This window comes from Aeromonas sp. INTO2, from assembly GCF_049860605.1.
In the GTDB taxonomy this organism is placed as follows: Bacteria; Pseudomonadota; Gammaproteobacteria; order Enterobacterales; family Aeromonadaceae; genus Aeromonas; species Aeromonas caviae.
Genome location: NZ_CP187588.1, coordinates 2,182,976 through 2,205,129, shown reverse-complemented (window position 1 = coordinate 2,205,129; position 22,154 = coordinate 2,182,976). Strand labels below are relative to the sequence as shown.

Sequence of the window (22,154 nt, the reverse complement as noted above, 5' to 3'; positions counted from 1 at the left end):
GTTCCATCTCCTTTCATCCTGCGCAGCAGGACAATTGTTTGACATCCTTGGTGAAGGTCTGCGCCGCGAGCTTCAGCCCCTCGACCATCGTCAGGTAGGGGAACAACTGGTCAGCCAGTTCCTGTACGGTCATGCGGTTACGGATCGCGAGCACCGCCGTCTGGATCAGCTCGCCCGCTTCCGGGGCCACTGCCTGTACCCCAATGAGTCGTCCGCTACCTTCCTCGATTACCAGCTTGATAAAGCCGCGTGTGTCGAAGTTGGCGAGCGCACGCGGCACGTTATCCAGTGTTAGCAGGCGGCTGTCGGTCTCGATCCCGTCGTGGTGCGCTTCCGCCTCGCTGTAGCCCACAGTGGCGACCTGCGGATCGGTGAACACCACCGCCGGCATCGCGGTCAGATTGAGCGTAGCGTCTCCGCCGGTCATGTTGATGGCCGCACGGGTGCCGGCGGCCGCTGCCACATAGACGAATTGCGGCTGGTCAGTGCAGTCTCCTGCGGCATAAATGTGTGGCGTACTGGTGCGCATGCCCTTGTCAATGACGATGGCTCCCTGCGCATTGACGGCGACACCCGCCGCTTCCAGCGCCAAGCTGCGCGTGTTCGGCGTGCGGCCGGTAGCGACCAGCAACTTGTCGGCGCGCACTTCGCCGTGCCCTGTGGTCAGCACGAATTCGCCGTCCGCATAGGCGACCTGGCTGGCTTGCGTGTGTTCCAGAACCTTGATTCCTTCGGCACGAAAGGCGGCTGTGACGGCCTCACCGATGGCCGGGTCTTCGCGGAAGAACAGTGTGCTGCGCGCCAGGATCGTGACCTGGCTGCCCAGCCGGGCGAAGGCTTGCGCCAGTTCCAGCGCCACCACCGACGATCCGATCACGGCTAGGCGTTCGGGAATGGTGTCACTCACTAGGGCCTCGGTAGATGTCCAGTACGGCGTGCCTTTCAAACCAGTGATGGGCGGAATGGCCGGACTGGCACCAGTGGCGACCAGGCAGCGATCGAACACCACGACGCGCTCGCCGCCATCGTTCAAACGGACGGTAAGGCTTTGGTCATCCTTGAAACGCGCTTCACCATGCAGAACGGTGATGGCCGGGTTGCCATCCAGGATGCCTTCATACTTGGCGTGGCGCAGCTCATCGACGCGCGCCTGCTGCTGGGCCAGTAGTTTGCTGCGGTTAATCGCCGGCACAGTAGCCGCGATGCCATCGTCGAACGGACTTTCACGGCGCAGATGCGCAATGTGGGCGGCACGGATCATGATCTTGGACGGTACGCAGCCGATGTTGACGCAGGTGCCGCCGATAGTACCGCGCTCGATCAGCGTGACTTTCGCGCCTTGCTCGACGGCCTTCAAGGCCGCCGCCATCGCCGCGCCGCCGCTGCCGATCACGGCCACGTGCAGCGCCGGCTCGCCGCCTTCATGCTTCGTGTCGCCACCGAGCCAGCCCAGCGCCTTATCCAACAGGCCGGTAGGCTTGTTCGGCGTGTCGGCGAGCCGTGCGCGGTAGCCGAGCGCGGCCACTGCGGCTACCAGAGGGGGCAAGTTCACGCCCGCGTCCGCCTCGATTTCGGCCTGCCGCTGCGCATAGGACACCGAGGCCGAGCGCACGCCGGGCACGTTTTTCAGGGCCTGCTGGACGTGCTCGGCGCACGACGTGCAGGTCATGCCTTCGATGTGAAGGGTGATCGCTTCGGCCATGACAGTGCCCTCACTGCTTGACGCTGGAGGGGTAGCCCGCGTTTGCGGTGGCCTTGGTCAAGGCGTCGGCATTGGTCTTCGCGTCGTCGAAGGTGACGACGGCTTCCCGCTTCTCGTAACTGACCTCGGCCTTTTGCACGCCGTCCACCTTGGTGAGTGCCTTCTTTACTGTGATCGGGCACGCGGCGCAGGTCATGCCGGGCACCGACAGGGTAACGGTCTTGGTGGCGGCCCAGGCGGGCGTGCTCAGGGCGGCGGCCAGGGCGATCAGGGTGGCGAGTTTCTTCATGGCAATTCTCCTTTCAATAGAACAGCGGCAGGATGTAGGGGAAAGCGAGGGCAACCAGAACCAGGGCGGCCACGACCCAGAAAATCACCTTGTAGGCCGTCCGCACTTGGGGCACGGCGCAGACGTCGCCCGGCTTGCAGGCATGGGCCGGTCGGAAGATGCTGCGCCAGGCGAAGAACAGCGCGACGAGTGCCGCGCCGATGAAGATCGGCCGGTACGGCTCCAGCACGGTCAGGTTGCCGATCCACGCGCCCGAGAAGCCGAGCGCGACCAGGACGAGGGGGCCGAGGCAACAGGCCGAGGCGAGGACGGCCGCGATGCCGCCGGTCGCCAGTGCGCCGCGGCCGTTCTTGGGTTCCGACATAAGGTTCTCCTTCCGGGACTTCGCTTGATGCTGTAACGTTACTTCCGTAGTCAACTACGGAGTCAAGCACCATGGAGAACGCTCAAGAGAATCTGACCATCGGGGCCTTCGCCAAGGCCGCCGGGGTGAACGTGGAGACGATCCGCTTCTATCAGCTCAAGGGCCTACTGCCCCAGCCGGAGCGGCCCTACGGGGGGTCGTTTGCGGGAGAGGGCGAAATCCTACGCTAAGGCTTTGGCCAACGATATTCTCCGGTAAGATTGATGTGTTCCCAGGGGATAGGAGAAGTCGCTTGATATCTAGTATGACGTCTGTCGCACCTGCTTGATCGCGGCCGCGATAGCTAGATCGCGTTGCTCCTCTTCTCCATCCGCGTTCCAAGCTGCGGAAAGGCACCCATAAGCGTACGCCTGGTCGAGCAGGCGACGCGGATCGACGTCCAGCGCACGAGAGAATGCGTCCGCCATCTGTGCAATGCGTCTAGGATCGAGACAAAGGTCGTCTCTGTCAGCCGGATCGTAGAACATATTGGCGGCGCCAAAGCCCACTTCACCGACCAGACCGACGGGATCTATCACCAGCCAGCCGCGACTGGAGAACATGATGTTTTCATGATGCAGATCGCCATGTAGCCCACGCAGTTCCGAGGCATTGCTCATCATTTGATCGGCTATAATCGCCGCGTGGACGTAGTCAGTTTGACAACCTGCGTTTTGATCATCGCGCGCCCGCTGAAACAAAGCTGCAAAGCGATCCCGGATCGGGAGAAGGGCAGAAGGCAGGGGTTCCTCAGATGCGGCATACAGCTTCGCCATTAGTTCCGCTGCAATTTCGGTCGCCTGGTAGTCGCCGTGCTCGGCAACGATGTGAGAGAGCATTCGCTCCCCGGCATATTCGAGCAACATCAGATTGTTCTCACGACCGAGCAACCGGACTGCTCCCCTCCCATTGCGCCATACCAGATAGTCGGCCCCGCGCAGTTCATCAGCAATGTCTTCTATAGGTTTCAATCCTCAGAGATCCCCTCATTTTTAGAGACTCAAATAATTCCAAGTGTGCGGGTATATAAGCGGTGTTGCTTCAGGTAGTAGATAAATTTATCCATCAACAAGACCGCATTGGCTTCTTTCATTTTAGGCAGCAACTGGTAATAGATGACCCCTTGCCGAAAGAACGAATAGGTTCGGCTCTTGCTGGTATTGACCTTGATCGTTCTCTCTAGACCGACACTGTCTCCAGCCTTACCCAGCAGCGTCAGCAAGACGATGGCCAAGGCACTGAACAAAAACAGTCGGTCACGCCGGACCGGATTACTGATGTGCACATCTCCCATACCCATGCCGAATTTGTAATCTTTGATATCCCGAAAACTGGTCTCGATACCCCAGCGCTGGCCGTATAGTTGCAACGCCTTGGCGGCACTCAGATCGGTCCGGTTACTGGCCAGAAACCACGCGTCTTTCATGCCACTCTTGTGACAACAATAGACCCGCTCGACAGGCTGTCGTTGCCCAGTGAGCTCCACCTCCTTGAGGGTTCGGGTGCGCCCGGTCGGCGTTAGCCAGTCGCGGGCGGGAACCTGCTCTCCACCAGAGTAACCAACCAAAATATTTCCTTTAAATCTAATGATATAGGCAAAGCCTAGCTCTTGTTCCAGGCGCTCGAACAGCTCCATGTAACCAAACCCACGGTCAGCGACTACCGTCACGAAGATACCTTCTGGCAGGGTCTGCTTGAGTTTGGTGAGCAGCTCTTTCTCATGGGCATTGCGTTGCCCTTTGAGCAACGATTTTCGATGGGTTTTCCACAGCAGCGGAGTACTGCGGCCATGGTTGGTTTGCAGGCTGATAACCAAGGTGCTGTGATCATCGGCATCGAATTCGGTCCAGTCCATGGATACCACGATCTCGGTGCGTTCACCGACCACATAGGGAACCCAATCGTCAAAGAGGCTCCAGACGTTGAGCTTGGTGTTAGTGAGCAGGCGGTCCACCTGTTTCACCGCATGTTTGCGCTCGAGACCATTGGCCAAGGAGAGACCATTCCCGATGGCGTGGATGGCCAGCGAACCGGATTCGATAACCCCGAGGGTTGCATTGGCCAGGGAAAGAACACGCTTGGCATGCATGTCCTGTCCAAATATCTCGTTGATGTGGTTGAGGATTAGATCGTGGTTAAACATGGCGATTATCTGTCGGGTATTAGCTGGTCAAGGATGGCGATCATACCTCAGAAGCCGCGCCACGCCTCGCTCATACGAGGGGATGGTTAAGGTTTCAATCCCTTGACGATTGCAGGAGTCCCGTCTGGCAATGAAACTTTCCAAACGAGGCTGGAAAAGGTGTCCGCAATGAGAACAGGTTGCGAAACGTGCCAATGAGCAGGAAAAACAGGCGGCATGAACATCAACCCCAAGTCAGAGGGTCCAATCGCAGATAGAAGGCAAGGCGTTCGCGGTCGGGGGCTTCGATCCCCAATACATTGAATAGGACAGCGAAGGCGCGCTCTGCTTCATCTGGCGCTGCCCAGTTCTCTTCGGCGTTAGCAATCATGAGTGCCAAATCGGCATAGCGATCTGCTGTTCCGAGCCGCCCAAGGTCGATCAGACCCGTGCATTGAAGAGTTTTAGGGTCCACCATGAAGTTCGGCATGCAGGGATCACCATGGCAAACAACCATATCGGTGCGCTCTTGGTCGAGCCGCACCGGTAGCTCTCGTTCGACACGAGCCAAAAGATCGAGCTGCGGCGTACTCTTGTCCTCGTCCGGTAAGAAGTCGGGATTGACGGCATTGCGGGACACCACATCAACGGCGCGTCCGAACATTCGCGACAGCCTGCGCTCAAACGGACATTGATCAACCGATAGGCTGTGAACAGCGCCAAGTTGCTGCCCCATTGACGGCCACGCTTTGAGCAAATCCGCTCCAGACAGATCAGCCGCCGGTACTCCCGGAATTGCCGTTATCACCAAGCATGCACCCTCCTGTTCCTCCTGCCAGTTGATCACCTCGGGGCAAGCCACACCTCGACCTTTGAGCCAAATGAGGCGGTCACGCTCTCCAGCGAGCTCACCGCGGCGGGAAGCAGGTGCGATTTTCGCGAAGGCATGCCCGTCACCACGTCGAAAAACAAAATCACCAGATTCTCCGCCTCTGACAGGCAACCAGTCAGAATGCGATTCACCAAAAAAAATATTAGTTCGATTCAATGGAGGTTCCTTCAGTTTTCTGATGAAGCGCGGAGGTGGCTCAACCTGCGAAAAGAAACGAGTTGCTACGTAAGTCCGAGAACATGCTTTCCATGGTCTCTGAGCTCGCCTTTGGGACCGACATATCGGTAGAGAGTGACGCGCTCGATGCCGAGTTCCTTGCAGAGATCGGAAACTGAAGTATCGCGCTGGGCCATGGCGGCTTGCGCGAGACGCACCTGAGCTTTGGTGAGCGCGAATTTTCGTCCGCCCTTGCGACCGCGCGCTCTCGCGGAGGCGAGACCCGCCATGGTGCGCTCTCGGATCAGATCCCGCTCGAACTCGGCCAAGGTGGCGAAGATTCCGAACACCATGCGACCGGACGCAGTCGTGGTGTCGATCTGAGCGCCCTTTCCAGTCAGAACCCGCAGGCCGATCTTGCGGTCTGACAGCTCCTTCACCGTGTTGACCAGATGGGCAAGCGATCGTCCGAGGCGATCGAGCTTCCAGACCACCAGCACATCGCCGTCACGCAATGACTTGAGGCAGGCAGTCAAGCCAGGGCGATCATCACGACCGCCGGAAGCAAGATCATCATAGATATTGTCCCGTTCGACACCTGCGGCGCGCAAGGCGTCGTGCTGCAGGTCGAGAGACTGCGAGCCATCGGCTTTGGAGACGCGGGCATATCCGATCAGCATGTATCACAAACGTTGGTTTGAGGCGGCGCTTCGGCCACGATTGCATTGACCTCTGGAAATGTATCTCAACCAGCTTCATAAACAAAGCGTCTTGAACGCTATCAGATTTTGAAAAAGGAACATGTATGCCGCGTCGCGTCACTCTAACCGATCGGCAGAAAGACGCGCTGTTGCGCTTGCCGACTTCACAGACGGATTTGCTCAAGCACTATACGCTGAGTGATGAAGACCTTGGGCATATCAGGCTGCGTCGGCGCGCTCACAACAGGTTCGGCTTCGCCCTGCAATTGTGTGTCCTGCGCTATCCCGGCCGGGTGCTGGCTCCAGGCGAACTGATCCCTGCAGAGGTCATCGAATTTATCGGAGCGCAGCTTGGCCTGGGTGCCGACGATCTCGTAGACTATGCTGCCCGCGAGGAAACACGGCACGAGCATCTTGCCGAGTTACGGGGGCTCTACGGCTTCCGCACCTTCTCCGGACGTGGTGCGAGCGAGCTGAAGGAATGGTTGTTCCGAGAAGCCGAGATGGCGGTGTCGAACGAGGATATCGCCCGTCGCTTCGTAGCCGAGTGCCGACGCACCCGCACTGTCCTTCCCGCGACATCCACGATCGAGCGGCTTTGTGCCGCGGCTCTCGTCGATGCCGAGCGACGCATCGAGACGAGGATCGCCAGTCGGCTGCCTATGTCGATCCGAGAACAGTTGCTGGCATTGCTCGAGGAGACGGCTGATGATCGGGTGACCCGTTTTGTGTGGCTGCGCCAGTTCGAGCCTGGCTCGAACTCTTCGTCGGCCAACCGGCTGCTCGACCGGCTCGAATATCTGCAACGCATCGATCTCCCCGAGGATCTGCTTGCCGGCGTTCCTGCCCATCGGGTGACTCGTCTGCGCAGGCAGGGTGAACGGTATTATGCCGACGGCATGCGCGATCTCCCGGAGGACAGGCGGCTTGCGATCTTGGCTGTTTGCGTCTCGGAATGGCAGGCGATGTTGGCCGACGCAGTGGTCGAAACCCACGACCGGATCGTCGGCCGTCTCTACCGTGCTTCGGAGCGTATTTGCCATGCAAAGGTCGCAGACGAAGCGGGGGTGGTGCGTGACACCCTGAAATCCTTCGCCGAGATCGGGGGCGCCCTGGTCGATGCACAGGATGATGGCCAGCCGCTGGGCGATGTCATCGCGAGTGGGTCAGGGTGGGACGGCTTAAAAACCCTTGTTGCAATGGCAACCAGGCTGACCGCCACCATGGCCGACGATCCGCTCAATCATGTGCTCGACGGTTATCACCGCTTCCGCCGATACGCTCCACGCATGTTGCGCCTGCTCGATCTGCGAGCTGCGCCCGTTGCACTGCCGCTTCTGGAAGCGGTGACGGCCCTTCGTACCGGTTTGAACGATGCCGCGATGACCAGCTTCTTGCGGCCCAGCTCGAAATGGCATCGCCACCTTCGGGCCCAGAGGGCTGGCGACGCTCGCCTATGGGAGATCGCGGTGCTGTTCCATCTGCGCGATGCGTTCCGCTCCGGAGATGTCTGGCTTACTAGGTCCCGGCGCTATGGCGATCTGAAACACGCACTCGTTCCGGCACAATCCATCGCGGAAGGCGGTCGTCTCGCTGTGCCATTGCGGCCGGAGGAATGGCTGGCAGACCGGCAAGCTCGCCTCGACATGCGGTTGCGCGAGCTTGGCCGTGCCGCTCGCGCAGGCACGATCCCGGGCGGGTCGATTGAAAACGGCGTTCTGCATATCGAGAAACTCGAAGCCGCCGCGCCGACAGGCGCCGAAGATCTGGTGCTCGATCTCTACAAGCAGATCCCGCCCACGCGCATCACCGATCTCCTGCTGGAGGTGGATGCGGCGACCGGCTTCACCGAAGCGTTCACCCATCTGCGCACAGGAGCACCCTGCGCTGACCGGATCGGGCTAATGAACGTTATCTTGGCGGAAGGGATCAACCTCGGCTTGCGCAAAATGGCGGATGCGACAAACACCCACACCTTCTGGGAATTGATCCGCATTGGACGGTGGCATGTCGAGGGCGAAGCCTATGACCGGGCGCTGGCCATGGTGGTCGAGGCACAGGCAGCGTTACCCATGGCCCGGTTCTGGGGCATGGGCACGTCGGCTTCGAGCGACGGACAGTTCTTCGTCGCTACAGAGCAAGGTGAGGCCATGAACCTGGTCAACGCGAAATATGGCAATACCCCGGGCCTGAAAGCCTATAGCCACGTCTCCGACCAATATGCGCCGTTCGCAACCCAGGTGATTCCTGCAACGGCAAGCGAAGCGCCTTACATCCTCGATGGCCTGCTGATGAACGATGCTGGACGCCATATCCGCGAGCAGTTCACCGACACGGGCGGCTTCACCGATCACGTCTTTGCCGCATGTGCCATTCTCGGCTACCGGTTCGCTCCGCGCATCCGCGACCTGCCATCCAAACGGCTCTACGCGTTCAATCCGTCGGCCGCCCCGGCGCACCTGCGAGCGTTGATCGGCGGAAAGGTCAACCAAGCCATGATCGAGCGCAATTGGCCCGACATCCTGCGCATCGCCGCCACCATTGCTGCCGGGACCGTCGCGCCAAGCCAGATTCTGCGGAAACTCGCCTCCTATCCGCGGCAGAACGAGCTCGCGACAGCCCTGCGGGAAGTCGGTCGCGTCGAGCGCACCCTGTTCATGATCGACTGGATTCTGGATGCCGAACTCCAACGGCGTGCCCAGATCGGGCTCAACAAAGGCGAAGCTCATCATGCGCTGAAGCGGGCAATCAGCTTCCACCGCCGCGGTGAAATCCGCGACCGTTCCGCCGAAGGCCAGCATTACCGCATCGCCGGCATGAATCTGCTCGCCGCCATCATCATCTTCTGGAACACCATGAAGCTCGGCGAGGTCGTTGCAAACCAGAAACGCGATGGAAAGCTGCTATCGCCCGATCTCTTGGCCCATGTTTCGCCGCTCGGATGGGAACACATCAATCTCACCGGAGAATATCGCTGGCCAAAGCCTTAGCGTAGGATTCCGCCCCCTCCCGCAAACGACCCCGGTGACGGGATTGGCAAGGTAGCCGGGTCCAGCCTGCACGCCGGCGTGGCGGCCAGGGCCGATGAACGCAAGAAGCTCGAACGGCTGTGCCGGTACATCAGCCGTCCGGCGGTATCCGAGAAGCGGCTGTCGTTAACACGAGGCGGCAACGTGCGCTACCAGCTCAAGACGCCGTACCGGGACGGCACCACGCACGTCATTTTCGAACCATTGGATTTCATTGCAAGGCTGGCCGCCCTGGTACCGAAGCCCAGAGTCAACCTAACCCGCTTCCACGGGGTGTTCGCACCCAACAGTCGGCACCGGGCGTTGGTCACGCCGGCAAAACGGGGCAGGGGCAACAAGGTCAGGGTGGCTGATGAACCGGCAACACCAGCACAACGGCGAGCGTCGATGACATGGGCGCAACGGCTCAAGCGTGTTTTCAATATCGACATCGAGACCTGCAGCGGCTGCGGCGGCGCCATGAAAGTCATCGCCTGCATTGAAGACCCTATAGTGATCAAGCAGATCCTTGATCACCTGAAGCACAAAGCCGAAACCAGCGGGACCAGGGCGTTACCCGAAAGCCGGGCGCCACCGGCTGAGCTGCTCCTGGGTCTGTTTGACTGACGAGCCTGAAGGCCAACGATACCAATCAAAATGCTGCGTTCACAGCGCCGCGGCAGGGATCCGCCGTGCTGGTTGTCGGAAAAGGAGCCGCTAGTGGGAAAGAGGAGGGTAAATTTTCAGCGTTGCTGGCTCCCCGTCAGCCGGATTGGGTTGCATCGCAGGGGTGTCGAAAGAGTCAACTGCGGTCCAAAGCTGTTGGACTTGGGTGAAAAGGGCGTTTATTCTTCCTATACGTGCCGCGTTCCAGGCGGCGACTATGAGGGCTATGTCGATGCCCATGTGCGCCGGCTGGAGGCGCTACGCCGGGCCGGTATCGTCGAGCGGATCGACGCCGACCAATGGCGCATCCCCGATGATCTGGTCAGCCGTGCCGCCGCCCATGACGCCGGCCGAGACAGTCAGGCCAGCGTTCGCGTCCTTTCCCCGGTCGATCTGAACAAACAGATCGGATCGGACGGCGCGACCTGGCTGGACCGGCGGCTGATCCACGGCGAGACGGCCGACCTTGCGCCAACCGGCTTCGGGCAACAAGTCCGCGAAGCCATGGACCAGCGCCGCGAGCACCATATCGAACAGGGCGACGCCACCCGCAGCCGGGACAGCCGCGTCTTCTACCGGCGCAACCTTCTCGCCATCCTGCGGGAGCGCGAGGTAGCCGGCGTCGGATCGGATATGGCTTTGAGTAAGGGCCTGCCGTTCCGCGCCGCCACGGACGGCGAGAGCGTCAGCGGCAAGTTTACCGGAACCGTGCATCTATCGAGCGGCAAGTTCGCCGTGGTCGAGAAATCCCATGAGTTCACCCTTGTCCCGTGGCGGCCGATCATCGACCGCCAACTCGGCCGCGAGGTTATGGGCATCGTGCAGGGCGGGTCGGTGTCGTGGCAGTTAGGGCGGCAGAGGGGGCTGGAACGCTGAGTGCGCCCATGCCGCATTGCGAAGCAAAAGATAATCGGATAAAATGTAGCAATTCATATTCGTAAGCGTGGAGTAATCAGATGGGAAATTCCAAGTCAGCAGACAAGTAAGCCGCAACAACCAGTATTGTTGTTGCGGCGCTCTGTAAGGCTAGTCTCATCTGATTGCTGACGAGCAGACGTCGCCCGGTATTCCTTAATCGAGGGTTGATTCGTCATGACCACCACACGCCCCGCGTGGGCCTATACGCTGCCGGCAGCACTGCTGCTGATGGCTCCTTTCGACATCCTCGCTTCACTGGCGATGGATATTTATCTCCCTGTCGTTCCAGCGATGCCCGGCATCCTGAACACGACGCCCGCTATGATCCAACTCACGTTGAGCCTCTATATGGTGATGCTCGGCGTGGGCCAGGTGATTTTTGGTCCGCTCTCAGACAGAATCGGGCGACGGCCAATTCTACTTGCGGGCGCAACGGCTTTCGTCATTGCGTCTCTGGGAGCAGCTTGGTCTTCAACTGCACCGGCCTTTGTCGCTTTCCGTCTACTTCAAGCAGTGGGCGCGTCGGCCATGCTGGTGGCGACGTTCGCGACGGTTCGCGACGTTTATGCCAACCGTCCTGAGGGTGTCGTCATCTACGGCCTTTTCAGTTCGATGCTGGCGTTCGTGCCTGCGCTCGGCCCTATCGCCGGAGCATTGATCGGCGAGTTCTTGGGATGGCAGGCGATATTCATTACTTTGGCTATACTGGCGATGCTCGCACTCCTAAATGCGGGTTTCAGGTGGCACGAAACCCGCCCTCTGGATCAAGTCAAGACGCGCCGATCTGTCTTGCCGATCTTCGCGAGTCCGGCTTTTTGGGTTTACACTGTCGGCTTTAGCGCCGGTATGGGCACCTTCTTCGTCTTCTTCTCGACGGCTCCCCGTGTGCTCATAGGCCAAGCGGAATATTCCGAGATCGGATTCAGCTTTGCCTTCGCCACTGTCGCGCTTGTAATGATCGTGACAACCCGTTTCGCGAAGTCCTTTGTCGCCAGATGGGGCATCGCAGGATGCGTGGCGCGTGGGATGGCGTTGCTTGTTTGCGGAGCGGTCCTGTTGGGGATCGGCGAACTTTACGGCTCGCCGTCATTCCTCACCTTCATCCTACCGATGTGGGTTGTCGCGGTCGGTATTGTCTTCACGGTGTCCGTTACCGCGAACGGCGCTTTGGCAGAGTTCGACGACATCGCGGGATCAGCGGTCGCGTTCTACTTCTGCGTTCAAAGCCTGATAGTCAGCATTGTCGGGACATTGGCGGTGGCACTTTTAAACGGTGACACAGCGTGGCCCGTGATCTGTTACGCCACGGCGATGGCGGTACTGGTTTCGTTGGGGCTGGTGCTCCTTCGGCTCCGTGGGGCTGCCACCGAGAAGTCGCCAGTCGTCTAACCGACGACTGGTAGCAGGCCCGCTCCGATGCGGCGCACTAACCATCGAAACCTCGTGAATGTCGGTATCCTGTCTGGCAGGATACCGCTCATTTCCCTTGTTCAGTTCATCGCCGTCGCCGAGCATCTGAATTTTCGGCATGCGGCCAAGGCACTTGGTATCAGCCAGTCGAGCGTCAGCGCGCGTGTGAAAGCGCTGGAGGATAACCTTGGTGTCCTGCTATTTGAGCGCCATGCGCGGGGCGTTCGGCTAACAGACGCAGGCAGGCACTTCATGGAGCGTGTCACGGCGGGTGTCGATCAACTCGATCACGCAGTGAAGACCGCGGAGTGACGGGCACTGGCTGGCAATGTCTAGCAACGGCAGGCATTTCGGCTGAGGGTAAAAGAACTTTCCGCTAAGCGATAGACTGTATGTAAACACAGTATTGCAAGGACGCGGAACATGCCTCATGTGGCGGCCAGGACGGCCAGCCGGGATCGGGATACTGGTCGTTACCAGAGCCACCGACCCGAGCAAACCCTTCTCTATCAGATCGTTGACGAGTATTACCCGGCATTCGCTGCGCTTATGGCAGAGCAGGGAAAGGAATTGCCGGGCTATGTGCAACGGGAATTTGAAGAATTTCTCCAATGCGGGCGGCTGGAGCATGGCTTTCTACGGGTTCGCTGCGAGTCTTGCCACGCCGAGCACCTGGTCGCTTTCAGCTGTAAGCGTCGCGGTTTCTGCCCGAGCTGTGGGGCGCGGCGGATGGCCGAAAGTGCCGCCTTGCTGGTTGATGAAGTACTGCCTGAACAACCCATGCGTCAGTGGGTGTTGAGCTTCCCGTTTCAGCTGCGTTTCCTGTTTGCCAGCCGGCCCGAGATCATGGGGTGGGTGCTGGGCATCGTTTACCGCGTCATTGCCACGCACCTGGTCAAGAAAGCGGGCCATACCCACCAAGTGGCCAAGACGGGCGCGGTCACCCTGATCCAGCGTTTTGGATCGGCGCTCAATCTGAATGTTCACTTCCACATGCTGTTTCTCGACGGTGTGTATGTCGAGCAATCCCACGGCTCAGCGCGTTTCCGCTGGGTCAAGGCGCCGACCAGCCCAGAGCTCACCCAGCTGACGCACACCATCGCCCACCGGGTGGGTCGCTATCTGGAACGGCAAGGCCTGCTGGAACGGGATGTCGAAAACAGCTATCTGGCCTCGGATGCGGTGGATGACGACCCGATGACACCCCTGCTGGGGCACTCGATCACTTACCGTATCGCTGTCGGTTCACAGGCGGGGCGAAAGGTGTTCACTTTGCAAACTCTGCCGACCAGTGGTGATCCGTTCGGTGACGGGATTGGCAAGGTAGCCGGGTCCAGCCTGCACGCCGGCGTGGCGGCCAGGGCCGATGAACGCAAGAAGCTCGAACGGCTGTGCCGGTACATCAGCCGCCCGGCGGTATCCGAGAAGCGGCTGTCGTTAACACGAGGCGGCAACGTGCGCTACCAGCTCAAGACGCCGTACCGGGACGGCACCACGCACGTCATTTTCGAACCATTGGATTTCATTGCAAGGCTGGCCGCCCTGGTACCGAAGCCCAGAGTCAACCTAACCCGCTTCCACGGGGTGTTCGCACCCAACAGTCGGCACCGGGCGTTGGTCACGCCGGCAAAACGGGGCAGGGGCAACAAGGTCAGGGTGGCTGATGAACCGGCAACACCAGCACAACGGCGAGCGTCGATGACATGGGCGCAACGGCTCAAGCGTGTTTTCAATATCGACATCGAGACCTGCAGCGGCTGCGGCGGCGCCATGAAAGTCATCGCCTGCATTGAAGACCCTATAGTGATCAAGCAGATCCTTGATCACCTGAAGCACAAAGCCGAAACCAGCGGGACCAGGGCGTTACCCGAAAGCCGGGCGCCACCGGCTGAGCTGCTCCTGGGTCTGTTTGACTGACGAGCCTGAAGGCCAACGATACCAATCAAAATGCTGCGTTCACAGCGCCGCGGCAGGGATCCGCCGTGCTGGTTGTCGGAAAAGGAGCCGCTAGTGGGAAAGAGGAGGGTAAATTTTCAGCGTTGCTGGCTCCCCGTCAGCCGGATTGGGTTGCATCGCAGGGGTGTCGAAAGAGTCAACTGCGGTCCAAAGCTGTTGGACTTGGGTGAAAAGGGCGTTTATTCTTCCTATACGTTGTCGGCAGCGGGCCAAAAAGGAATACGTCCATGCCCATCGAGGTGAAACCGGCTGTGAGCGCGGGTTCAAGCATATAGCCCGACAGGCGCGTATCCTTGCCGATCACGACACGATGGCGGTGGTCACCGCGACGAAAGACACGGCCAGCCGCCATGCCGACGCGCAAGGCGGTTTCCGCCGTCATCGCGCCTTCGTTGGCTTTGCCACGAATACCGTCTGTGCCGAAATATTTGCGCACCATAAGGTCGATTATCCTGTCGTCGGGTCGCCCTCAAAGGGGACATGCCTGCTGAACCGCGAATATAGAGAAATATCCCGAATGTGCAGTTAACGAATTCTTGCGGTTTCTTTCAGCGCCGCCAATACCGCCAGCCCGTCGCGCAAGGGGCGCGGCTCGTGTGTGCGGATGAAGTCAGCTCCACCTGCGGCGGCGGCAAGCTCTGCAGCGAGTGTCGCGGCCCCGACATCCCCCGGACCACGGCCTGTGAGCGCGCGCAGAAAGGATTTGCGCGAAACAGACAGAAGCACCGGCAAATCGAAGCGCAGCCGCAATTCATCGAACCGCGCCAGCACCGAGAGCGAGGTTTCGGGAGCAGCCCCCAGAAAAAACCCCATGCCGGGATCAAGGACAAGGCGGTTGCGTTTGATACCGGCACCCGTCAGCGCCGCGATGCGCGCGTCAAAGAACGCCGCAATGTGATCCATGATGTCGCCAGCGGGTGCCTCGCGCCGATCTGCCTGCCCGTCTTGCACCGAATGCATAACGACGAGTTTGGCAGATGATTTCGCCAATTGCGGATAGAACGCAGCGTCTGGAAAACCGCGAATATCATTGAGATAGGCCACACCACGCGACAAGGCATAGGCTTGCGTCGCGGGTTGATAACTGTCGAGCGAGACGGGAATGCCATCTGCCTTGAGCGCGTCCAGCACCGGCGCGATACGCGCGATTTCTGTGTCGGACGAAACAGGCGCGGCGTCGGGATTGCTGGATGCCGGACCGAGGTCGATCACATCTGCCCCCTCGGCCATCAGCTTACGCGCCTGCGCAATGGCTGCGTCTGGCGCCAGATACCGGCCTCCATCGGAGAAACTGTCCGAGGTTATGTTGACGATGCCGAAAATGATGAGCGATTTATTCATGGGGGCTTCTATAATAATAATAATCGAGCATGAGTCTCATACGGATGCTCGGGTCGAAAGGGAATCCCCAGGCGAGTAACCTGTTTGCGGTGATCCATTAGCTGCAGGAGCAGAAGAGCATACATCTGGAAGCAAAGCCAGGAAAGCGGCCTATGGAGCTGTGCGGCAGCGCTCAGTAGGCAATTTTTCAAAATATTGTTAAGCCTTTTCTGAGCATGGTATTTTTCATGGTATTACCAATTAGCAGGAAAATAAGCCATTGAATATAAAAGATAAAAATGTCTTGTTTACAATAGAGTGGGAATAAGCGGTTAACGCCTCTCCCTGAGATCACGCAAAACTGTCAAAAAGGCGCCCTTGAGGCGCCTTTTCTTTTTCCAATCGTTTGCGAGAAAATTTTGCTCCTGGCGAAGGGGATAGAGGCCCTGTTGCCAACGTTGTCATGGTAAGTGCCCGAGTCGATAGGCAGAGCCTCATCTATCGCATCCACACAAGGCGGCAGGCTGTGGTTTCTCCGGGCAGGGGAAAGGCTTTGCTGCATAGCCTCTGAAGGCCATCCACGAGTGTTATGCCCAGAAAGGTAAGTGCCACTGTGTCCAGCATCAAACACTTCTTCAAAATCCCCCCAAGTGATAGCAGGCGCACCAGTTACCGTTTCAAATGCAAAACCACGGTGCCGCTGCCCAACCCGCTCCACGGGGAAGCCATGGTGCAGATCTTCCAATCCCTGGATGGGTCGGCTCATATCACCTCCATCACCCCGATCTGGGTGGGTTGCGGGGAGGGGGAGATCGCCTAACCGGTTTGCTCTAACAACCAGCAATAAGAAAGACGCCTTATGGCGTCTTTTCACCTCTGAATGTATGGAGATGGTATTCACCTGACAGTTGCCCACAAAAGGGAGTGGGAAGGAAGTGGGAAGGGAGCGGGTTGTGGCGCCGCTTTCCCAGGTGGTGGTGACCTGGGTTTGCAAGGGAAGGGCATGGAAAACAGTGCCACCGGTATCGGCAGCACTGACGCAAAGCCTGGTGGGATAACGCTCTTTTAGGGGTTATCAGGCCAGGGCGGGGCTGGTTGTGGCGGCGCAGGCCAGGGCGGCCAACTGTGCAAGGTGCTCGCCCAGAGAGACCCCGGCGCCGGTGGCGTTGACCGTCTCGAAGTAGTCGTGCCAGCCCGATGCGGCTATCCCCTGGACGAGGGCATCGATGGCTGCGGCATCCGGCCCGCGCCAGATGGCGAAGAAGGGGTGGGGCGCACCATGGAGGGTGGCAGCATCGGTCTCGCCCAGGGCGATGGGCTCCACCCCGAGGGCGGCGAGGTTGGCCATGCCTGTGCCAATGGCCTCGAAGAACTGCTGACGGGCCGTCTGGCTCAATGCCAGCCAGGCGGGAGTGGGGGTGTAGAGCTCTGCCAGAAAGTGGGTCATAGAGGTTCCTTCGGGAGTTGGCCATTGCGCAAGGTGCGCAAGGCGCGTTGACAAATCCGGGTTGTCGCGGGGCTGGGGCTTTCGCGAGACCAGCGCGAGCAGAGGTCAGTGACCCACTGTGGCCTGTCTTTGCTCGCATCGTTCAGCCAGTTGGCGACGGAGTCCTGCACATAGAGGGCGGGATCGGCCTTGAGGGGCTCGAGCAGCATCAGGGCCTGCTCCGGCGCTTGTCGCAGGGACGCAAGATGGGTACACCAGACGCCGCGGGGCCGGGTCGCTTCGCTGGCAAAGCGTCGCAGCCGCTCGGACGGCTCCACCGTCCAGGGCACCAGGGCGGCAATGGCCGCCTCCAGCTGCGCAGCAATGGTCGTTCGCATTGCGAGCCAGGCCCACTCGCGCACCCCAAAGTGCAGGTCATCGGCGAGGGGGCGAATGAGGGCCAGGCGGTCGCTGAGCGACAGCCCCTCGCTCGCGCCCACCATGAAACAGGCCCAGCCCCGCACGGTATCGGAGGGATGACGGCTGAGCGCCGCAAGATCCCTCATGCCGTTCTCGGTCAGGAGCAGCCTGGCGGCCAGGGCCATGCGCCGGGTAATGCCCTCCCCGGATGCGGCATGCATCGACGCCAGCGCCTGGGGCTCGAGCGAAGGCAGGGTGCACTGCATCAGGGCGGCAAAATCCACCGCCAGGCATTCGGTCAGGTTGCTTGCCTCTATCTCTCCCCGGTTGAGCTGGGCGAGGCGCGAGGGGGCGATATCCGTGATGCGGCTGCGTGTCATGGGTGCTCCTCTGTGGCGGCCTCTGTGCAGCCTGCCCGGGATGAGATGACGTTGAGCCAGGCCCGCTTGAGCAGGGTACTCAGGGTCTCTCGCTCTGCCTGATCGAACCCGGCAAACAGGGAGCCTATCCACTGGCTGTGCTCATCGAGCAGGTGCTGCGCCAGGGCCTGGCCCTGCTCTGTCAGGCGCACCGAGATCTTTCGCCTGTCCTGGCTGTCGCTGTGGCGAGCCAGCAGGCCGTCCCGTTGCAGCCCGTCGAGCAGGCCGGTGATGGTGGCCCGTGTGACCCCCGCCTTGTCGGCGAGCTCGTGGGGGGCCAGCCCTTGTGGCAGGTCGCGCAGCAAAAACAGCAGCACGAACTTGCCTTCGGAGAGGCGGTGAGGGGCCAGGCGCGCCGCGCACGCCTGATCGATGGCAGCGGCGAGGGTCAACACCTCAAAGCAGACGCGTATGTTTTGGGTGTCCGCGTGTCCGCGGCGCTCTGCATCCTCGAGCAGGGCGAGGTGTTTCTGTTCCAACGTGATCATGATAGTGAGTCTCGAATGACTTTGTATGGCGCCATACTATATGGCGCCAACCAAATGATCAACCACCCAAGCGCGACCGGGATGGTTCATGGCAACGGAGAGCGGGAATGTGGCGATGGGGGGCCTTTGCAAGAGAAGGCGTTGCAAGAAAATCGGCCATCTTTGGCCGTCATTCCCTATAATGCCCCTCCTTTGTGGTCTGGGGGGAGTGCCCCGCAGTGAGCCACCGCAAGCCCGAATGTTGATAGAGACGATCCCATGCATACCCTGGAACAGCTTCGCGCAGGCGAACTCTGCGGCGCCCGCCACCTCAAACTTGCTGAAAACCTCGCGGTGTTCCCTCCCGAGATCCTGAGCCTCAAGGAGACCCTGGAGGTGCTGGATCTCACCGGCAACCAGCTGAGCGAGTTGCCTGACACGCTGGCCGAATGCAAGAAGCTGCGCATCCTCTTCTGCTCCGAGAACAACTTCACCGAACTGCCCGAGGTGCTGGGGCGCTGCCCAGCGCTCACCATGGTGGGCTTCAAGGCCAACCGCATCGCGACCGTCCCGGCCGCCTCCCTGCCCGCCAGATTGCGCTGGCTGATCCTGACCGACAATGCCATTGAACGACTGCCGGACGAGCTGGGGCAGTGTGACGCCCTGCAAAAGCTGATGCTCTCTGGCAACCGGCTACATGAGCTTCCCGAGACGCTTGCCGGTTGCCACCGTTTGGAGCTTTTGCGCATCGCCGCCAACCGCCTGCCAGCGCTGCCGAGCTGGCTGCCCTCGATGCCGCGTCTGTCCTGGCTGGCCTTTGCGGGCAACCCATTCTGTGATGAGCAGGCGTGTCTGAACGGCACATCGGAGCTCACTACCGAGATCCCCTGGCAGGCGCTCTCACTGGGGGATGTGCTCGGGGAGGGAGCATCCGGCGTCATCTATCGCGCCGAGTGGGCGGGTGCCGAAGGGCCCGGGGCGGTGGCGGTCAAGCTCTTCAAGGGGGCCGTCACCAGCGATGGCTTGCCCCTGAGCGAGATGACTGCGTCCCTGGCCGCCGGTCGTCATCCAAACCTGGTCGGTGTGATGGGGAGAGTGAGCGATCATCCCTCCGGCATCCCGGCACTGGTGATGCCCCTGATAGACCCCGCCTTCGCCACCCTGGCGGGCCCCCCGAGCCTGGACTCCTGCACCCGGGATGTCTATGGGGAGGATCTGAACTTCACCCCGGCCCAGGTGATGGCCATGGTGCAGGGGGTGGCTGCGGCCGCCCGGCACCTGCACGAGCGGGGCATCCTCCACGGCGATCTCTACGCACACAACCTGCTGTACTCCTTGCAGCCCGCGATGCCTCACTCGTCGCAGGAGGCGCCGGGCCGGGTGCTGCTCGGGGACTTTGGTGCCGCCTCCTGTTACGACCGCGCCGATGAGGTGCTGGCCGGGCGGCTGGAGCGCCTGGAAGTGCGGGCCTTTGGCTGCCTGCTGGCCGAGCTGCTGGCGCGCTGTGATGGGAGGGACGCCGACCTCGACCCCCTTCATCGACTGGCCAGGGAGTGCGGCTTTGAGGTGCCTTCCCGGCGACCCACCTTCGCGCAGATCCTGACCCGGCTGGCTGCGATGGCGACAAGCCTGCCTGGGGTCGTGGCCTGAGGCCTGCCCATCGTGGGCCTTCTCTTGCACTGGGGCGGGATCATGGGGCTTGCGCCACTTCGGTGAAGTTGTGATAGTGATGCACCATTGCAGATGACGAGAGGAAGATGATGGAAGCGGCATTTTGGCACCAGAAGTGGAAAGAGAACCGGATTGGCTTTCATCAGGCAGATTTCAACCGCTGGCTGCAATCCTGGTGGTCGGCCCAGCAAGGAAGCGACCCCGTACTGGTGCCCCTTTGCGGTAAATCCCGGGACATGCTCTGGCTGCGTGAGCAGGGGCATCCGGTGGATGGCTTCGAGCTCTCAGAGATCGCCATCACCCAGTTTTTTGACGAGAACAACCTGAGTGCAGAGAGAAGCGAGGTGGGTCCCTATCAGTGCCACCGGCACGCCGATCTGCGCATCTATCAGGGGGACTTCTTCGCCGCCCCGGAGCTCGGGCAGCGTTATCGCCTGGTCTATGACAGGGCGGCCCTTATCGCCTTGCCGGGCGCCATGCGCCGCCAGTATGCCGCCCTGATGAGCCGCCTGGTGGAGGCGGGGGGGCAGGTGTTGCTGGTGACCCTCGAGTATCAGCCCGAGCAGCAGCAACAGCCGCCGTTCTCGGTGGGGGAGATGGAGGTGCGCACCCTGTTTGAGCGCGACTTTGGTGTCGAGGTGCTGGGCCGGGGGGCGGAGCTGGATCACCCCAGGGTGCTCTCGGGGCAGCTCTCCTATTTCGACGAGGTGGCTTACCGGCTGATCCGCCGGGGCTGAGAGGGCGCGAGGCCGATGCCAAGGATGGAAGTGGCGCTTGTTTTACCTCCTTTGACATAGATCAACGTGGAAAATCAGGGAAATGCCTAAGATGAGGCTGTTTCTCAATCACTGCTGGTGCCGACCGGTGAGCTCTGGTTTGAACGCCGGTCGAACATCAACCCAGTGTCTGATTTTCACGCTCATGTTCACTTTTGGCGGCTCTGGTCGCAATTGATTATGGTTTTTCCAGCCGACCCCACGGGGTCGGCTTTTTATTGCCTGCGCGTTGCCAACAGGGGAGGTCAGCCTTCGAAGGTGGCGGCGTTGAGCCGAAATGCCCTGGGATCGTCGACAAACTGGCCGGTGATCCGCTCGTCGTGCTCGTGGCCCAGGCCATAGCTGCAGAGGATGAGGCGATCGGAGGTGCGGGATCTCAGCTGGGTGATGAAGCGCACCAGATCGGCACGGCTGAGCCTGCCCACCTCCTCGCGTACCCGTTCGCGCTGATCAAAACCCAGATCCTTGTTGCCGATGCTGACCCAGAGCCGCTGGCCGCGGCTGCGCAGGTTGGCATCCCGCTCGCTGAGCTGGGCCTGCAACCCCGCCTTGCTCTCCTGCCACTGCTGCTCGGTGAACTCCAGCATGGCCAGCGGGAAGAGATCGATGAACTCCTCCACCGCATCCAGCAGGATCTGCGGCCCCGCCACCGGCGACTGGATATAGAAGATGAGACCGGGATGGCGGTTGAGGGGCAGGTTGCCGGCTCCCACCACGTAACCGAGCTGTTGGCGGGTGCGCAGCTCATGGAAGAAGGTGGATGACATGATGTGGTTGGCCAGGGTGAAGCAGGCGAGATCCCGGGCCCGGGTGGTGCGCGACTGGTAGTAGACCAGCAGCGCCGAGTCCTCGTGATCGCACCCCTGCTCGCGAATGAGGGTGCCTCTGTCCTGGATGGAGATGAGGGGGCGGCGGGTCTCGGCGCTGGGCTGGCTGTTGGCACCGAGGTGGCGCTCCAGCAGGGCCGCGAGTTCGAGGGCCTCGGCGGCCGTCCAGTCTCCGTGTACCAGGGCCTCCAGATGCACCCTGGCAAAGAGCTCGGAGACGAAGCCGGGCATCTCCCCGAGTTCGACGGTGCGCAGGTGGCGCAACAGCTGCTCGAAGGGCGGGTTGTTGGGTTGCAGCAAACTGGTGAGCTGGTTGAACAACTGGGAGATGGGGCGGGTCTTGGACTGGTTCTCCCAGTTGCGGATAAGCTGCTCCTTGATCTCGCTAAAGCGGGCCGGATCCGGATACCCCAGGGTGCGGTTGCCGAGGATCATGTCGAGCAGCAGCGGTTGCTTGTCGGCAAAGCCGCTGAGGTTGATGGTAAAGCCCCCCTGATGGGCATAAATCTGGTTCTTCGCGGGATCTTGGGGAAGTGGAAGTTGACAGACAGGGTGCTGGTAAACTGGCTGTCTCCAAACACACCACCACCATCACCCTGCTGTCG

Annotated in this window: 20 protein-coding genes and 4 pseudogenes; 9 read left to right on the top strand and 15 right to left on the bottom strand. The window is 60.6% G+C overall.

Annotated features, from left to right (window positions below; all coding sequences use genetic code 11):
- Positions 1–13: 13 nt before the first annotated feature.
- Genes merA through merT form a run of 3 tightly spaced genes read right to left on the bottom strand, consistent with a single transcriptional unit; the run spans position 14 to position 2,355 of the window.
- Positions 14–1,702 carry a mercury(II) reductase gene (merA, locus tag ACPW74_RS10445; RefSeq protein WP_031294484.1) on the bottom strand — a complete coding sequence of 563 codons (1,689 nt, stop codon included), beginning with the start codon at positions 1,700–1,702 and terminating at the stop codon, positions 14–16.
- A 10-nt stretch (positions 1,703–1,712) separates the two neighbouring features.
- Complete coding sequence (gene merP / locus ACPW74_RS10440; protein WP_022579741.1) at positions 1,713–1,991, bottom strand: mercury resistance system periplasmic binding protein MerP; 279 nt, start codon at positions 1,989–1,991, stop codon at positions 1,713–1,715.
- Between the two features lie 13 nt (positions 1,992–2,004).
- Positions 2,005–2,355, bottom strand: coding sequence for a mercuric ion transporter MerT (merT, locus tag ACPW74_RS10435; protein ID WP_022579740.1), 351 nt, complete (start codon positions 2,353–2,355; stop codon positions 2,005–2,007).
- A gap of 71 nt (positions 2,356–2,426) precedes the next feature.
- Here merT and ACPW74_RS10430 point away from each other — a divergent pair, with 71 nt between their 5' ends.
- On the top strand, positions 2,427–2,585 hold the full coding sequence (locus ACPW74_RS10430) for a MerR family DNA-binding transcriptional regulator (RefSeq protein ID WP_425859117.1): 159 nt from the start codon (positions 2,427–2,429) through the stop codon (positions 2,583–2,585).
- Positions 2,586–2,654: 69 nt separating this feature from the next.
- On the opposite strand, the pseudogene ACPW74_RS10425 reads toward ACPW74_RS10430, so the two are convergent.
- The 5 genes and pseudogenes from ACPW74_RS10425 to ACPW74_RS10405 form a co-directional block, all read right to left on the bottom strand.
- Positions 2,655–3,368: pseudogene (locus tag ACPW74_RS10425) on the bottom strand (APH(6)-I family aminoglycoside O-phosphotransferase); the annotation flags it as partial.
- Positions 3,369–3,394: 26 nt separating this feature from the next.
- Complete coding sequence (locus ACPW74_RS10420) at positions 3,395–4,537, bottom strand: IS4 family transposase (protein WP_041205622.1); 1,143 nt, start codon at positions 4,535–4,537, stop codon at positions 3,395–3,397.
- 89 nt (positions 4,538–4,626) lie between these two features.
- Positions 4,627–4,761 (bottom strand): annotated as a pseudogene (locus ACPW74_RS10415) (aminoglycoside phosphotransferase family protein); the annotation flags it as partial.
- Complete coding sequence (aph(3'')-Ib, locus tag ACPW74_RS10410; RefSeq protein WP_001082319.1) at positions 4,761–5,564, bottom strand: aminoglycoside O-phosphotransferase APH(3'')-Ib; 804 nt, start codon at positions 5,562–5,564, stop codon at positions 4,761–4,763. The gene aph(3'')-Ib and the pseudogene ACPW74_RS10415, both read right to left, overlap by 1 nt.
- A 65-nt stretch (positions 5,565–5,629) precedes the next feature.
- Positions 5,630–6,244 carry a recombinase family protein gene (locus ACPW74_RS10405; RefSeq protein ID WP_000904906.1) on the bottom strand — a complete coding sequence of 205 codons (615 nt, stop codon included), beginning with the start codon at positions 6,242–6,244 and terminating at the stop codon, positions 5,630–5,632.
- Between the two features lie 125 nt (positions 6,245–6,369).
- Here ACPW74_RS10405 and ACPW74_RS10400 point away from each other — a divergent pair, with 125 nt between their 5' ends.
- The 6 genes and pseudogenes from ACPW74_RS10400 (at position 6,370) to ACPW74_RS10375 (ending at position 14,184) form a co-directional block, all read left to right on the top strand.
- Positions 6,370–9,255, top strand: a complete 2,886-nt coding sequence (locus ACPW74_RS10400) for a Tn3 family transposase (protein WP_001138082.1) — start codon at positions 6,370–6,372, stop codon at positions 9,253–9,255.
- Between the two features lie 15 nt (positions 9,256–9,270).
- Positions 9,271–9,900 (top strand): annotated as a pseudogene (locus ACPW74_RS10395) (IS91-like element ISCR2 family transposase); the annotation flags it as partial.
- Between the two features lie 30 nt (positions 9,901–9,930).
- On the top strand, positions 9,931–10,815 hold the full coding sequence (locus ACPW74_RS10390; protein WP_001447541.1) for a DUF3363 domain-containing protein: 885 nt from the start codon (positions 9,931–9,933) through the stop codon (positions 10,813–10,815).
- 216 nt (positions 10,816–11,031) lie between these two features.
- Positions 11,032–12,246, top strand: coding sequence for a chloramphenicol/florfenicol efflux MFS transporter FloR (gene floR, locus ACPW74_RS10385; RefSeq protein WP_000214119.1), 1,215 nt, complete (start codon positions 11,032–11,034; stop codon positions 12,244–12,246).
- A 54-nt stretch (positions 12,247–12,300) separates the two neighbouring features.
- On the top strand, positions 12,301–12,579 hold the full coding sequence (locus ACPW74_RS10380) for a LysR family transcriptional regulator (protein ID WP_001100557.1): 279 nt from the start codon (positions 12,301–12,303) through the stop codon (positions 12,577–12,579).
- 111 nt (positions 12,580–12,690) lie between these two features.
- Positions 12,691–14,184: an IS91-like element ISCR2 family transposase gene (locus tag ACPW74_RS10375; RefSeq protein WP_001120888.1), complete on the top strand. Its 1,494-nt coding sequence runs from the start codon at positions 12,691–12,693 to the stop codon at positions 14,182–14,184.
- Positions 14,185–14,359: 175 nt separating this feature from the next.
- Here the strand turns inward: ACPW74_RS10375 and ACPW74_RS10370 are convergent, their stop codons facing one another.
- From ACPW74_RS10370 to ACPW74_RS10345, 6 genes are all read right to left on the bottom strand, one after another.
- The gene (locus ACPW74_RS10370) at positions 14,360–14,662 is read right to left on the bottom strand and encodes a phosphoglucosamine mutase (protein WP_000251875.1); all 303 of its coding nucleotides are present in this window, start codon (positions 14,660–14,662) and stop codon (positions 14,360–14,362) included.
- A gap of 86 nt (positions 14,663–14,748) precedes the next feature.
- Positions 14,749–15,564 carry a sulfonamide-resistant dihydropteroate synthase Sul2 gene (gene sul2, locus ACPW74_RS10365; RefSeq protein ID WP_001043260.1) on the bottom strand — a complete coding sequence of 272 codons (816 nt, stop codon included), beginning with the start codon at positions 15,562–15,564 and terminating at the stop codon, positions 14,749–14,751.
- A 343-nt stretch (positions 15,565–15,907) separates the two neighbouring features.
- Complete coding sequence (locus tag ACPW74_RS10360; protein ID WP_162231286.1) at positions 15,908–16,309, bottom strand: hypothetical protein; 402 nt, start codon at positions 16,307–16,309, stop codon at positions 15,908–15,910.
- 309 nt (positions 16,310–16,618) lie between these two features.
- On the bottom strand, positions 16,619–16,990 hold the full coding sequence (locus ACPW74_RS10355) for a DUF6616 family protein (RefSeq protein ID WP_275873076.1): 372 nt from the start codon (positions 16,988–16,990) through the stop codon (positions 16,619–16,621).
- Entirely contained in the window at positions 16,987–17,769 is a 783-nt protein-coding gene (locus tag ACPW74_RS10350; protein ID WP_275873077.1) for a DNA alkylation repair protein, read from the bottom strand. Before ACPW74_RS10350 ends, ACPW74_RS10355 begins: the two co-directional genes overlap by 4 nt.
- Positions 17,766–18,296, bottom strand: coding sequence for a MarR family winged helix-turn-helix transcriptional regulator (locus ACPW74_RS10345; protein WP_029314450.1), 531 nt, complete (start codon positions 18,294–18,296; stop codon positions 17,766–17,768). Before ACPW74_RS10345 ends, ACPW74_RS10350 begins: the two co-directional genes overlap by 4 nt.
- A gap of 258 nt (positions 18,297–18,554) precedes the next feature.
- On the opposite strand from ACPW74_RS10345, the gene ACPW74_RS10340 reads away from it, so the two are divergent.
- Together ACPW74_RS10340 and ACPW74_RS10335 are read left to right on the top strand one after the other, a co-directional pair.
- Positions 18,555–19,925, top strand: coding sequence for a leucine-rich repeat-containing protein kinase family protein (locus ACPW74_RS10340; RefSeq protein ID WP_275873078.1), 1,371 nt, complete (start codon positions 18,555–18,557; stop codon positions 19,923–19,925).
- A 110-nt stretch (positions 19,926–20,035) separates the two neighbouring features.
- A complete protein-coding gene (locus ACPW74_RS10335) occupies positions 20,036–20,683 on the top strand; it encodes a thiopurine S-methyltransferase (RefSeq protein WP_275873079.1) in 648 nt (215 codons plus the stop codon).
- 284 nt (positions 20,684–20,967) lie between these two features.
- Here ACPW74_RS10335 and ACPW74_RS10330 read toward each other — a convergent pair.
- A pseudogene (locus ACPW74_RS10330) lies at positions 20,968–22,059 on the bottom strand (insulinase family protein); the annotation flags it as partial.
- Between the last annotated feature and the right edge of the window lie 95 nt (positions 22,060–22,154).